We start from the raw sequence: 12,997 nt of genomic DNA, 5'->3' as shown, positions 1-12,997 counted from the left end.
CCCGGGTGCGCCCCCCCGGCCCGACCGCCTTTTCGGCCCTCGCGGAGGTTGTCCGACGGCCCGTCAGGTGTCGTGGGGCGCGCGGGATGCCCCTTTAGCGCGCCGGGCGCGCGCTCCGCAAGAGCCGCGGTCCCGATTGAGTGGTTTTCCGATGATCTGTTCTACTGCGCTGCCGCGATTCCCGGGCATGGACGGCAGTTGAGGTGGCATGCTGCTCAGCGTCAGGGGGGTTGGTACCAATTACCGCACTGTTGCCAGAAGTAGGGCCGGAGGTCGATGTGTCCGCCAGCGTGAATCCGACGGTCCGCCGTCGCAGGCTCGGCGCCGAGCTCCGGCGACTGCGCGAACTCAGGGGAATGACCGCCGAAGAGGTGGCGGGCCGCCTGATGGTGTCCCAGTCGAAGATCAGCCGACTGGAGAACGGCCGCCGTTCGATCAGCCAGCGGGACGTGCGGGACCTGTGCGACGTCTACGAGGTCGAGGACGAGCGGGTCCGCACCGGGCTGATGGAGATGGCCAAGGAGTCGCGCCAGCGCGGCTGGTGGCACGAGTTCGGGGACATCCCGTACAGCGTGTACATCGGCCTGGAGGCGGAGGCGTCGTCGATCCGGGCGTACGAATCCTCGTTCGTGCCGGGCCTGCTGCAGACCCGGGAGTACGCCGAGGCGGTGGTGGCCGGCACCCAGCCGGACACCGACCCGGTGGCGATCCGGCGCCGGGTGGACGTGCGGCTCAAGCGACAGCACCGGATACACGGCGAGGACCAGCTCGGCAGCCTGTGGGTGGTGATCGACGAGGCGGTGCTGCGCCGGCAGGTCGGCGGGCGGCAGGTGATGGCCGAGCAGCTGTTCCAGCTGGTCGAGCTCGGCGAGCGGCCGAACATCAACCTGCAGGTCATACCGTTCGAGCGCGGCGCCCACCCCGGCATGACCGGGACATTTTCCCTGCTGGAGTTCCCCGAGTCCGCGGATTCCACGGTCGTCTACTTCGAAGGAGTGACGAGCGATCTCTACCTGGAGAAGGAAGCCGACGTCCGCCGCTATACCAATCTCTACGACCACCTGCGAGCCGCGGCGATGAGTGTCGCGGAGAGCCGGTCGATGATCACCCATTTGGCAGAGGAGTTCATGAAATGAGCAAGGCCACCGAGACCCTGACCTGGCGCAAGAGCAGCTACAGCGGCGGCAACGGCGCATGCGTCGAGATCGCCGTGCCGGGTTCTGCCTCGATCGCGGTCCGGGACTCCAAGGACCCGCAGGGCCCGCAGCTGCGCTTCTCCCGCGAGAGCTGGGCCGCGTTCGCGGCCGCGGCCGGCGCGGGCGCCTTCGGCACGGTCTGATCCGCCGGCTCACCGCACGTCCTCCGGTGCCCGCCGCCTCCCGCGCGGCGGGCACCGCGGCACGTCCGGACGGGCCGTCAGACGCCGACCGGGTAGCGGGCGTTCCAGCCCTCGGTGCCGTGCAGGTCGGGGCCGTGCAGCAGTTCCAGCACCAGGTCGTCGGCGAGTTCCAGGATCGCGCCGCGGCCCTCGAGTTCGGCGAGCAGCTCGGGCGGCAGGGCGGTCTCGCCGTGCAGGGCGCCGAGCAGGTTGCCGCAGATCGAGCCGGTGGAGTCGCTGTCGCCGGAGTGGTTGACGGCCAGCAGCAGGCCGCTGCGGACGTCCTCGGCGACCAGGGCGCAGTACAGGCCGATGGCGAGCGACTCCTCGGCGGTCCAGCCCTCGCCGAGTTCCTCGACCCGCTCCGCGGACGGCACGCCGGCCCGGACGGCGTCCAGGGCGGCGCGCAGCGCGGCGGTGGTCTCCTCGTGGCCGGGCCGTTCCGACAGCAGCGCCAGGGCGAGGTGGACGCCCTCCTCCAGGGTGCCGCCGCGGGCCACCGCGTGGACGATCACCGCGAACGCTCCGGCGGACAGGTAGCCGGTGGGGTGGCCGTGGGTCAGCACCGAGCACTCGACGGCGAGTTGGAACACCAGGGCGGGCTCCCAGGCGGTGAGCAGGCCGAACGGGGCGGCGCGCATCACGGTGCCGCAGCCCTTGGAGTTCGGGTTGCGCGGCTCCTCGACGGTGGGCAGCGGCCCGGCCTCGGTGCCGGCCAGGCCGGTCAGGCAGGCGTTGCCGGGGGCGCGGCGCTCGTACAGCCACTCCTCGCGGCCGAGCCAGCCGAGGTCCCTGCGTCGCTCGTCGGGGCCCCAGTCCTGCTGGGTGGTGTACCAGCGCAGGTAGGCGCGGTGCACGTCGGACGGCGGGTGCCAGGCGCCGGTGTCCCGGCTGATGTGGGCGCGGATCAGGCCGTCGACGGTGAACAGGCTGAGCTGGGTGTCGTCGGTGACGGCGCCGCGCCGCCCGTAGGCGGGGACGTAGCCGGTGACGCCCGCCGCGCCGTGGGCGGCGCGGATCCGGTCCAGCTGCTCGAACTCGATGCCGGCGCCGAGGGCGTCGCCGATCGCGCCGCCGAGCAGGCAGCCCCGCACCCGGCTGCGGAAGTCCTGCTGCTGGGCGCGTGACCACAGGGGCATCACGGGTGGGGGCCTTTCGGTCGGCGGCGTCGGACAGCAGACGCACTGTATTCGAAGAGCTGGGCGAATCCGCCAGCTCCACCGAACATCCATCCGCCCGCCGCCGGGCGGCCGGCTACTCCAGGACGGGGAGCAGCCGGGGCAGGTGGCCGTCCGAGGCGAGGGCGGCGGCGCGGCGTTCGGCGGGCACCGGGCCGTAGTCGGTGGTGCGCTGCCGGGCGGGGCGGCCGGCCAGGGCGGCGATCGCCTCCAGGTCGCGGACCGACTTGTAGGAGCCCCAGGAGGAGCCCGCCATCCGGGAGATGGTCTCCTCCATCAGCGTGCCGCCGAGGTCGTTGGCGCCGCTGCGGAGCATCTCGGCGGCGCCGTCCGCGCCGAGTTTCACCCAGCTGGTCTGGATGTTGGGGATGTGCGGGTGCAGCAGCAGCCGGGCCATCGCGGTGACCGCCCGGTTGTCGCGGGCGGTGGGGCCGGGCCGGGCGATGCCGGCCAGGTAGACGGGGGCGTTGGTGTGCACGAACGGCAGGGTGACGAATTCGGTGAACCCGCCGGTGCGCTGCTGGAGTTCGGCCAGCAGCCGGAGGTGGCCGAGCCAGTGCTTCGGGGTGTCGACGTGCCCGTACATCATGGTGGACGAGGAGCGCAGGCCCAGTTCGTGGGCGGCGGTGACGACCTCGACCCAGGTCGCGGCGGGCAGCTTGCCCTTGGTGAGGACCCAGCGGACCTCGTCGTCGAGGATCTCCGCGGCGGTGCCGGGGATGGAGTCCAGGCCGGCCTCCTTGGCGCGGGCCAGCCAGTCGCGGATCGACAGGCCGGTGCGGGTGGCGCCGTTGACGACCTCCATCGGGGAGAACGCGTGCACGTGGATGCCGGGTACCCGCTCCTTCACGGCGCGGGCGATGTCGAAGTAGGCGGTGCCGGGCAGGTCCGGGTGGATGCCGCCCTGCATGCACACCTCGGTCGCGCCGACCTGCCAGGCCTGCTCGGCCCGTTCGGCGACCTGGTCGAGCGACAGGGTGTAGGCGTCGGCGTCGGTGCGGCGCTGCGCGAACGCGCAGAACCGGCAGCCGGTGTAGCAGACGTTGGTGAAGTTGATGTTCCGGGTGACGCAGTACGTCACGTCGTCGCCGACGGTGTCGCGGCGCAGCTCGTCGGCGATCCGGGTGAGCGCGTCCAGGGCGTCGCCGTCCGCCTGGAACAGGGCGAGGGCCTGGTCGTCCGTCAGTTTCGTCGGGTCGTCGGCGGCGGTGGACAGGGCGGCGCGGACCTCCGCGTCGAGGCGGCGCGGGGCGGGGGCGGCGACCTGTTCGCGCAGGGCGTCCCAGTCGCCGTACACCTCGTCGAAGTCGGAGCGGCGGTCGCCGGTGCGGCCCTCGGTGTCGACGGTGCGGAACAGGTCGGTGCGGCCGCCGCCGGTCATCGGCTCGTCGGGTTCCTGCCAGGGCAGGCCGACGGGGCGGCGGCCCTCGACGGCGAGGCCGGTGGCGGGGTCGGCGAGCGCCCGGACGTGCGGCAGCAGCCGGGGGTCGAGCCAGGGTTCGCCGCGCTTCAGGTACTCGGGGTAGACGGTCAGCCGCTCGCGCAGCGCGAATCCGGCCGCGGCGGTGCGTTCGGCCAGGTCTTCGATGTGCGGCCAGGGGCGTTCCGGGTTGACGTGGTCGGGCGTGAGCGGCGAGATGCCGCCCCAGTCGTCGATGCCGGCGCCGATCAGCAGCGCGAACTCGGCGTCCACCAGGTTCGGCGGGGCCTGGATCCGGGCGGCGGGGCCGAGCACCAGCCGGGCCACCGCCACGGCGGCGGCCAGCTCGGAGAGTTCGGCGTCCGGCATGGCCCGCATCGCGGTGTCCGGCTTGGCCCGGAAGTTCTGCACGATCACTTCCTGCACGCCCTGGTAGGCGCGGGCCACCTTGCGGATCGCGAGCAGCGACTCGGCCCGCTCCTGGTAGGTCTCGCCGATGCCGATCAGCACGCCGGTGGTGAACGGGACGGCGCTGCGCCCGGCGTCCTCCAGCACCCGCAGCCGGACCGCGGGCTCCTTGTCCGGGGAACCGTGGTGCGGGCCGCCGGGCTCCGACCACAGCCGGGTGGCGGTGGTCTCCAGCATCATGCCCATCGACGGGGCGACCGGCTTGAGGCGCTGGAAGTCCGTCCAGGACAGCACGCCCGGGTTCAGGTGCGGCAGCAGCCCGGTCTCCTCCAGCACCCGCACGGCCATCGCCCGCACGTACGCCAGGGTGTCGTCGTAGCCGTGCGCGTCGAGCCACTCGCGGGCCTCCGGCCAGCGGTCCTCGGGGCGGTCGCCGAGCGTGAACAGCGCTTCCTTGCAGCCGAGTTCGGCGCCCCGTCGGGCGATCTCCAGCACCTCGTCCGGGGACAGGTACAGCCCGTGGCCGTCCTTGCGGAGCTTGCCGGGCACGGTGACGAAGGTGCAGTAGTGGCAGCGGTCCCGGCACAGCCGGGTCAGCGGAACGAACACCTTGCGGGAGTACGTGATCACGCCGGGGCGGCCGGCCTCCGCCAGGCCGGCGTCGCGGATCCGGGCGGCCGCGGCGCACAGCTGCTCCAGGTCGGCGCCGCGCGCCTGGAGCAGCACCGCCGCCTCGGCCGCGTCCAGCGCCACCCCGTCCCGGGCCCGGCGCAGCGCACGCCGCATCGCGTTCGTGGTGGGGGGCACGGCGGCGGCCGCCGGAGGCTGAGCGTTCATGGGCCCGACCCTACGCGAGCCGTACGCCTGCGGGAGTACACGACCCTGACGGCGTCTCAGGGTCGACATACTCCGGATACAACGCGAGACGTAGCGGGAAGTGCTGCCGCCGGGCGACGCGTGCGCGGGCCCGCGGGGCTTCAATGGACAGTGACAGCAGACGAGCTCGAACAAGGGGGCCGCAGTGGACCAGGATTCCACGGCAGCACAGGACATGACGGCGACTCGGGCCGGCCGTCGCCGCACCGCCGTCCGGATCGGCGTGCCGGTGGCGGTCGCCGCCGCCGTCGCCACCGGCATCGGCCTGGTGCCCGCACTGGCCAGCGACGAGTCGCCGAACCTGCCCGCGATCAGTGCCCAGGACCTGATCGCCAAGGCGCTCTCGACGAACACCGACACCTTCAGCGGCACCGTCCGGGTCAACGCCGACCTGGGGCTGCCCACCGCGCTGACCGACGCGATGTCCGGGTCGGGCCCGCTCGGCGAGATCGCCCGCAGCGCCGGCGCGCAGACCGGCAGCGCCGACCCGCAGCTGAAGGCCGTCGAACTGCTCGGCGGCTCGCACACCCTGTCGGTCGCCACCGACGGCCCGGACCGCCAGCGGGTCACCCTGTCCGGCCAGAAGTCCGGCTACGAGCTGGTCCACAACGGCGGCCAGGTGTGGGCGTACGACCGCGGCTCCCAGCAGGCGCTGCACCTGACCGGCGCCGACGGCCACCGCCCCGACGGGAAGGCCGGCATCGCCTCGGTCAACCCGCAGGACATCGCCAAGCAGCTCCTGGAGCACTCCGCCGCCACCACCTCGGTGACGGTCGACGGCACCGAGCGGGTCGCCGGGCACGCCGCGTACAAGCTCAGCATCAAGCCCAAGCAGGCGGGCTCCACGATCGCCGAGATCCGGGTCTCGGTCGACGCCGACAAGGGCATGCCGCTGGCCGTGCAGCTGCGCACCGTGGACGGCGCGACCGCGTTCGACGTGCGCTTCGGCACCCTGTCCTACGCCAAGCCGGACGCCAAGACCTTCGAGTTCGACGCGCCCAAGGGCGCGAAGGTGGTCGAGCGGTCCGGCGGCGCCCTGACCGACAACCCGATGCCGTCCGTCCCGGGCCTGCCCTCGCTGCCGGCCGGCGGCGGGGCCGCCGGCGCCGGGGGCGTCATCGGTGAGGGCTGGACGGCGATCGCGCACGCCGACGCGGGCGCCGAGGCCGCGAAGGGCCTGGCCAAGTTCACCGGCCGTCAGGTCAAGGGCGGCACCCTGGTGTCCACCCGCATCGTCAACGCCCTGATCACCACCGACGGCAAGGTCTACGTGGGCGCCGTCACCCCGGAGACGCTGCAGGCCGCCGCCGGCAAGTAGCCGCGACCGCGGTGCGGGGCCCCGGAGCCGACCGTCCGGGGCCCCGTGCCGTGCTCGGCGGCGGGCGGGCGGACGCGGCGGCGGACGGTCCGCGCGCCGGGCCCGCCGCCGGCCGGGTCGCGCAGCACGGACGTCGGCAGTCCGGACGTCCGGTCGAGGAGATCCCGGGGGAGGCGTCGCTCCCGGCCCGGGGACGTGCCGCGGCTCTTGACGCGGACTCGGGCGAACCGGTGGGATGGTGGGCCGCCGCGGACCGTTCGTCCGTTGTTCGCCCGTCCGTCCGCCGCCCGCTGGGAGCACCGTGCCGATCCGCCGCCGTCCGGTCCTGCTGGGCGGGATCGCGGTCGCCTGCGCCACGGCGGCGGCCCGCTGCGGGCCCGCCGAGGCCAGTTCCGGCGCCGCCCCGGCCGGGCTGCTGGAGGTCGCCGCCGGCTGGACCTCCGGCCCCGACCGCAACGGGCTGCAGGCCCTGCTGGCCGCCCTCAAGGGCCACGCCCCGGACGTCACCTTCGTGGCCGGCGACGGCTCCACCGGCACCGACCCGGCCGCCCTGCTGGCCACCGGCCGGCCGCCGGACGCCGTCCGGTGCTCCGGCGGCGCCGAACTCGCCAGGCTCGCCCCGCACCTGGAACCGCTCGACGCCCTCGCCCGGGCCCGCCGCTGGTCCGCCGGCCTGCCCGCCGCGCTGCGCCCCCGGCTGCGCGCCGGGAACGCGCTGTACGGCGTCCCGGCGGGCGTGCGCCGCACCAACCTGCTGTGGTCCCGGCCGCAGGCGCTGGCGGAGGCCGGCGCCGACCCGGCCCCCGCGGACCCCGGCCTGCTGCTCGCCCAGCTGCAGCGCGTCACCGCGACCGGCCGCACCGGCCTCGCCGTCGGCGGCCCCGCCGAGGTGCTCCAGCTGGCCGAGACGGTGCTGCTCGCCGCCCACGGCCCCGACGCGTTCGGCGCCCTCTGGCAGCCCGGCGGCCCCTGGCGCACCCCGGCCACCGCCGGCGCGCTGCGCCTCCTCGACGCGCTGCTCGCCCACGCCGCGCCGGTCGCCCCGGACGCCGACTGGACGGACGCCGCCCGGCTGCTCGGCACCGGCCGGGCCGGCTACCTGCTCACCGGCGACTGGGCGGACGGCTGGCTGCGCGAGAACCTCGGCCTGCGGGCCGGCGCCGACCACCGGTGGGCCGCCGCCCCGGGCACCGCGGCCCTGTTCCAGTTCCGCGCCGACGTGTTCGTCCTCCCCCGCGGCGCCCGCCACCGGGCCGCCGCGCTGGCCTGGCTGGACGTCTGCGCGAGCCTCGACGGCCAGGTCGCCCTGAACGGCGCCCGCGCCGCCGTCCCCGCCCGCACCGACCTGCCCGAACCGGCCAGGGCCCTGTTCGGCCCGTACCCGCGGTGGTCGCTGGACCAGTGGCGGAGCGCCCGGCCGCTCGACTCGCTCACCCACGGCGGCCTGCTCGACCCCCGCCGCCGGGCCGCGGCGCTCGCCGCCGCCGCGGCGTTCACCACCCACCGCGACAGCACCCGGCTGGCCCGCGAGCTCGCCGCGGGCTGACCGGCCGTCAGCCGGCGACCGGCTCCGCGGGCACCGGCACCGCGGCCGGGCGCCGCTCCGCCCGCACCCGGCGCAGCGCGTCGGCGCTCAGCACCAGCAGGGCCACCCACACCAGCGCGAAGCCCGCCCAGCGGGCCGGCGCCATCGACTCGTGGAAGACCGTCACGCCGATCAGGAACTGGAACACCGGCGCCAGGTACTGGAGCAGCCCGAGGGTGGTCAGCGGCACCCGCAGCGCGGCCGCGCCGAAGCACATCAGCGGCACCGCGGTGATCACCCCGCTGGCCATCAGCAGCGCGGTGTGCCCCCAGCCGTAGTGGCCGAGGCTCCCCTGGCCGCGCACCCCCAGGTAGACCAGGAAGCCGAGCGCGAACGGGAACATCACCGCGCTCTCCACCGCCAGGCTCTCCGGCCCGCCCAGCCCGACCTTCTTCTTCAGCAGCCCGTACGTGGCGAACGACAGCGCCAGCGTCAGCGCGATCCAGGGCAGCCGGCCGTACGCCACCGTCAGCACGGCGACCGCGGCCACGCCCACGCCGACGGCCGCCCACTGCGCGGTCCGCAGGCGCTCGCGCAGCACCAGCACGCCGAAGGCGATCGTCACCAGCGGATTGATGAAGTAGCCGAGGCTGGTCTCCACCACGTGGCCGGAGTTGACGCCCCAGATGTAGACGCCCCAGTTCACCGAGACCGTCGCCGCCGCGACCGCCAGCAGGGCGAGCCTGCGCGGTTCGCGCAGCAGCGGGCGTATCCACCCCCAGCGGCGGCGGACCAGCAGCATCGCCGCGACCGCGACCAGCGACCACACCATCCGGTTCGCCAGGATGTCGGCCGCGCCGGCGGGTTCCAGCAGCGGCCAGAACAGCGGGAACAGGCCCCACATCCCGTACGCCGCAAAGCCGTTCCAGAGCCCGACCCTGGCCTCCCGCGCACTCTCCGCCATGGCCTGCCCTTCACCCGCGCCCGAAACGTCCTACGAAAGGTAGCGGCACGCGGGTGAAGGTGTCATCCCCGATTCGGGGTTTTGCTACTGACGTCTCACTGGCCGGACACCGTCCAGGTGCTCGGACCCGCCAGCAGCGCCCCCAGGTCGCCGCGCCCCTTCTGCTCCTCCGCCAGCGCCAGCTGGTCGGCCATCTGCGTGTCGTAGACGTCCCGCCGGACGTCCCGCAGGACGCCGATCGGCGTGTGGTGCAGGGCGTCCGCCGCAGCGAGCCGGGTCAGCGCGAACGCCGTCGTCGGGCTGGCCGCGTGCGCGTCGTGCACGACCGCCTCGCCCTCGCTCCGCGGCGCGATCCGCAGGTCGCCGTCCGCCCCCCGCACCACGTGCCGGTCCGCGCCGACCAGGATCGGCTGCCCGTGCTCCAGCCGGACCAGCGCCTCGTCCCGGGTGCCGGGCTCCTTCAGCAGCTCGAACGCGCCGTCGTTGAAGATGTTGCAGTTCTGGTAGATCTCCACCAGCGCGGTGCCCTCGTGCTGCGCCGCGGCCCGCAGCACGGACTGCAGGTGCTGCCGGTCCGAGTCGATGGTCCGGGCCACGAACGAGGCCTCGGCGCCGATCGCCAGCGACAGCGGGTTGAACGGCGCGTCCAGCGAGCCCATCGGCGTCGACTTGGTGATCTTGCCGACCTCGCTGGTCGGCGAGTACTGGCCCTTCGTCAGCCCGTAGATCCGGTTGTTGAACAGCAGGATCTTCAGGTTGACGTTCCGCCGCAGCGCGTGGATCAGGTGGTTGCCGCCGATCGACAGCGCGTCGCCGTCGCCCGTCACCACCCACACCGACAGGTCGGGGCGGGACGCGGCCAGGCCGGTGGCGATCGCCGGGGCCCGGCCGTGGATCGAGTGCATGCCGTACGTGTTCATGTAGTACGGGAAGCGCGAGGAGCAGCCGATGCCGGAGACGAAGACGGTGTTCTCCCGCCGGATGCCGAGCTCCGGCATGAAGGACTGGACGGCCGCCAGGATCGCGTAGTCGCCGCAGCCGGGGCACCAGCGCACTTCCTGGTCGGTCTTGAAGTCCTTCGCCGACTGCGGGCCGTCGGCCCTGGGGACGAGCCGCAGGGCGGGGAAGTCGGTCATCGGGTCTCCTCCGCGTCGAGCGTGCCGATCGCCGCGTGCAGCACGTCGGCGAGCTGGGCGGCCTTGAACGGCAGGCCGCGCACCTGGTTGTAGGACTGCGCGTCGACGAGGTACTTCGCGCGCAGCAGCAGGGCGAGCTGCCCGAGGTTCATCTCGGGGACGATCACCCGCTCGTACCGGCGCAGCAGCGCGCCGAGGTTCGCCGGGAACGGGTTGAGGTGGCGCAGGTGGGCCTGGGCGACCCGGCCGCCGTCGGCCCGGACCCGGCGCACCGCCGCGGTGATCGGGCCGTAGGTGGAGCCCCAGCCGAGCACCAGGACGCGGGCCTCGCCGCTCGGGTCGTCGACCTCGGCGTCCGGGACCTCGATGCCGTCGACCTTGGCCTGCCGGGTGCGGACCATGAAGTCGTGGTTGGCCGGGTCGTAGGAGATGTTGCCGGTGCCGTCCTGCTTCTCGATGCCGCCGATCCGGTGCTCCAGGCCGGGCGTGCCGGGGACCGCCCAGGGGCGGGCCAGCGTGTGCGGGTCGCGCTGGTAGGGGCGGAACGAGCCGTCGGGACCGTTCGGCTCGGTGGCGAACTCGACGCGCAGGTCGGGGAGTTCGTCGACGTCGGGGATCTTCCACGGCTCGGAGCCGTTGGCCAGGTAGCCGTCGGAGAGCAGGAACACCGGGGTGCGGTAGGTGAGCGCGATCCGGGCCGCGTCGAGCGCGGCGTCGAAGCACTCGGCGGGCGTCGCGGGGGCGACGACCGGTACCGGGGCCTCGCCGTTGCGGCCGAACATCGCCTGCAGCAGGTCCGCCTGCTCGGTCTTGGTCGGCAGGCCGGTGGACGGGCCGCCGCGCTGGATGTCGACCACCAGCAGCGGCAGTTCGAGCGACACGGCGAGGCCGATCGTCTCCGACTTCAGCGCCACGCCGGGACCGGACGTGGTGGTCACGCCCAGCGCCCCGCCGAACGCCGCGCCGAGCGCCGCGCCGATGCCGGCGATCTCGTCCTCCGCCTGGAAGGTCCGCACGCCGAAGTTCTTGTGCTTGGACAGCTCGTGCAGGATGTCCGACGCCGGGGTGATCGGGTACGAGCCGAGGAACACCGGCAGCCCGGACCGCTCCCCCGCCGCGACCAGGCCGTACGACAACGCCAGGTTCCCGGAGATGTTGCGGTACGTGCCGGCCGGCAGCTTGGCCGGCGGCACCTCGTAGGAGACCGCGAAGTCCTCGGTGGTCTCGCCGAAGTTCCAGCCCGCCCGGAACGCCGCCACGTTCGCCTCGGCGATCTGCGGCTTCTTCGCGAACTTCTGACGCAGGAACAACTCGGTGCCGTGGGTGGGCCGGTGGTACATCCAGGACAGCAGGCCCAGCGCGAACATGTTCTTCGCCCGCTCGGCGTCCTTGCGGGCCAGCCCGCTGTCCTTCAGCGCCTCCAGCGTCAGCGTGGTCAGCGGCACCGGGTGCAGCCGGAACGCCTCCAGCGAGCCGTCGGAGAGCGGGTCCTCGCCGTAGCCGACCTTCGCCAGCGCGCGCTTGGTGAACTCGTCGGTGTTGACGATGATCTCGGCGCCGGCCGGCAGGTCCGGCAGGTTCGCCTTCAGCGCCGCCGGGTTCATCGCCACCAGCACGTCGGGCGCGTCGCCCGGCGTCAGGATGTCGTGGTCGGCGAAGTGCAGCTGGAAGCTGGACACGCCCGGCAGGGTGCCTGCGGGGGCCCGGATCTCGGCCGGGAAGTTCGGCAGCGTGGACAGGTCGTTCCCGAACGCCGCCGTCTCCGAGGTGAACCGGTCGCCGGTGAGCTGCATCCCGTCGCCCGAGTCGCCGGCGAACCGGATGATCACCCGGTCCAGCCTCCGGATCGGCTTGGCCGGCCGCCCGGCCCCGCCCTGCGGGACCGACCGGGCCGAGGCCGGACCCGTCCGGCGCTCGCCGTCCGGGCCGTCCACTGCCTCTGACTGATCGACCTGACTGGTCACTGCCGCGGACCTCCTCGAAAGGGAGCCAGCAGCGGGCGTGAGCCGTGTGCCCCGTCCGCCTGGCGCACCAAGGGAATCCTAAGCGGGCAGGGCACCGCGGGAAGGGAACTCGCGCACACCGCCCCGTCGGGTCACCCGGTGGTCAGGACTCCAGGTAGGCCAGCACCGCGAGAACCCGCCGGTGATCCTCCTGGCTCTGTCCCAAACCCAGTTTCTGGAAGATGTTCGACACATGCTTCTCGACCGCCCCGTCCGACACCACCAGTTGCTTGGCGATCGCCGCGTTGGTCCGGCCCTCCGCCATCAGCCCCAGCACCTCCCGCTCACGGGGCGTCAGCTTCGCCAGCGTGTCCACCTGCCGGCTGCGGCTCAGCAGCTGCTGCACCACCTCGGGGTCCAGTGCGGTCCCGCCCGCCGCGACCCGGGTCACCGCGTCGGCGAACTCCCGCACCTCGGCGACCCGGTCCTTCAGCAGGTAGCCCACGCCGCGGGTGGAACCCGCCAGCAGCTCGCCCGCGTACTGCTCCTCCACGTGCTGCGACAGCACCAGCACACCCAGCTGCGGGTACCTCTTGCGCAGCTCCACGCACGCCCGCACCCCCTCGTCGGTGTGCGTCGGGGGCATCCGGACGTCCGCCACCACCACGTCCGGCAACGAGCCCTCCCCCCGCAGCCCGTCCACCGCCCGCAGCAGCGCGTCCCCGTCTCCGACCCCCGCCACGACCTCCATCCCCCGGTCCGTCAGCAACCGCGTCAGCCCCTCCCGGAGCAGCACGGAATCCTCGGCGATCACCACACGCAACATGGGACGAACACTAACGCGAACAGCG

General features: G+C 73.9%; 10 protein-coding genes. 4 read left to right on the top strand and 6 right to left on the bottom strand.

Features of this window, described 5'->3' with window-relative positions; genetic code table 11:
* The first annotated feature begins 278 nt into the window (after nt 1-278).
* Together ACFV1L_RS15825 and ACFV1L_RS15820 are read left to right on the top strand one after the other, a co-directional pair.
* Nucleotides 279-1,136, top strand: a complete 858-nt coding sequence (locus tag ACFV1L_RS15825; protein ID WP_380366208.1) for a helix-turn-helix domain-containing protein — start codon at nt 279-281, stop codon at nt 1,134-1,136.
* Nucleotides 1,133-1,339, top strand: coding sequence for a DUF397 domain-containing protein (locus ACFV1L_RS15820; RefSeq protein ID WP_380366206.1), 207 nt, complete (start codon nt 1,133-1,135; stop codon nt 1,337-1,339). Before ACFV1L_RS15825 ends, ACFV1L_RS15820 begins: the two co-directional genes overlap by 4 nt.
* 77 nt (nt 1,340-1,416) lie before the next feature.
* Here ACFV1L_RS15820 and ACFV1L_RS15815 read toward each other — a convergent pair whose 3' ends face one another.
* Together ACFV1L_RS15815 and ACFV1L_RS15810 are read right to left on the bottom strand one after the other, a co-directional pair.
* Nucleotides 1,417-2,517 carry an ADP-ribosylglycohydrolase family protein gene (locus tag ACFV1L_RS15815; protein WP_380366205.1) on the bottom strand — a complete coding sequence of 367 codons (1,101 nt, stop codon included), beginning with the start codon at nt 2,515-2,517 and terminating at the stop codon, nt 1,417-1,419.
* 115 nt (nt 2,518-2,632) lie between these two features.
* A complete protein-coding gene (locus ACFV1L_RS15810) occupies nt 2,633-5,221 on the bottom strand; it encodes a bifunctional FO biosynthesis protein CofGH (RefSeq protein ID WP_380366203.1) in 2,589 nt (862 codons plus the stop codon).
* Nucleotides 5,222-5,405: 184 nt separating this feature from the next.
* Here ACFV1L_RS15810 and ACFV1L_RS15805 point away from each other — a divergent pair, with 184 nt between their 5' ends.
* Together ACFV1L_RS15805 and ACFV1L_RS15800 are read left to right on the top strand one after the other, a co-directional pair.
* Nucleotides 5,406-6,578: an outer membrane lipoprotein carrier protein LolA gene (locus ACFV1L_RS15805; RefSeq protein ID WP_380366201.1), complete on the top strand. Its 1,173-nt coding sequence runs from the start codon at nt 5,406-5,408 to the stop codon at nt 6,576-6,578.
* A 301-nt stretch (nt 6,579-6,879) separates the two neighbouring features.
* Nucleotides 6,880-8,124 carry an ABC transporter substrate-binding protein gene (locus ACFV1L_RS15800; protein ID WP_380366200.1) on the top strand — a complete coding sequence of 415 codons (1,245 nt, stop codon included), beginning with the start codon at nt 6,880-6,882 and terminating at the stop codon, nt 8,122-8,124.
* A gap of 7 nt (nt 8,125-8,131) precedes the next feature.
* Here ACFV1L_RS15800 and rarD read toward each other — a convergent pair whose 3' ends face one another.
* From rarD to ACFV1L_RS15780, 4 genes are all read right to left on the bottom strand, one after another.
* The gene (gene rarD, locus ACFV1L_RS15795; protein WP_380366199.1) at nt 8,132-9,067 is read right to left on the bottom strand and encodes an EamA family transporter RarD; all 936 of its coding nucleotides are present in this window, start codon (nt 9,065-9,067) and stop codon (nt 8,132-8,134) included.
* Nucleotides 9,068-9,162: 95 nt separating this feature from the next.
* On the bottom strand, nt 9,163-10,203 hold the full coding sequence (locus ACFV1L_RS15790) for a 2-oxoacid:ferredoxin oxidoreductase subunit beta (protein ID WP_380366198.1): 1,041 nt from the start codon (nt 10,201-10,203) through the stop codon (nt 9,163-9,165).
* On the bottom strand, nt 10,200-12,167 hold the full coding sequence (locus ACFV1L_RS15785; protein ID WP_380366197.1) for a 2-oxoacid:acceptor oxidoreductase subunit alpha: 1,968 nt from the start codon (nt 12,165-12,167) through the stop codon (nt 10,200-10,202). Before ACFV1L_RS15785 ends, ACFV1L_RS15790 begins: the two co-directional genes overlap by 4 nt.
* A 142-nt stretch (nt 12,168-12,309) precedes the next feature.
* Nucleotides 12,310-12,969: a response regulator gene (locus ACFV1L_RS15780; protein WP_380366218.1), complete on the bottom strand. Its 660-nt coding sequence runs from the start codon at nt 12,967-12,969 to the stop codon at nt 12,310-12,312.
* Between the last annotated feature and the right edge of the window lie 28 nt (nt 12,970-12,997).

Origin of the sequence: Kitasatospora sp. NPDC059646 (genome assembly GCF_042734615.1) — a bacterium.
In the GTDB taxonomy this organism is placed as follows: domain Bacteria; phylum Actinomycetota; class Actinomycetes; order Streptomycetales; family Streptomycetaceae; genus Kitasatospora.
Note: the sequence above shows the minus strand (reverse complement) of the source record. Positions and strands in the feature narration are given on the sequence as shown.

Bases quoted from the DNA above. Each gene is read 5' to 3' on its own strand.
- ACFV1L_RS15815 (WP_380366205.1), bottom strand. From the start codon at position 2,517: ATGCCCCTGTGGTCACGCGCCCAGCAGCAGGACTTCCGCAGCCGGGTG.
- ACFV1L_RS15820 (WP_380366206.1), top strand. From the start codon at position 1,133: ATGAGCAAGGCCACCGAGACCCTGACCTGGCGCAAGAGCAGCTACAGC.
- ACFV1L_RS15790 (WP_380366198.1), bottom strand. From the start codon at position 10,203: ATGACCGACTTCCCCGCCCTGCGGCTCGTCCCCAGGGCCGACGGCCCG.
- rarD (WP_380366199.1), bottom strand. From the start codon at position 9,067: ATGGCGGAGAGTGCGCGGGAGGCCAGGGTCGGGCTCTGGAACGGCTTT.
- ACFV1L_RS15810 (WP_380366203.1), bottom strand. From the start codon at position 5,221: ATGAACGCTCAGCCTCCGGCGGCCGCCGCCGTGCCCCCCACCACGAAC.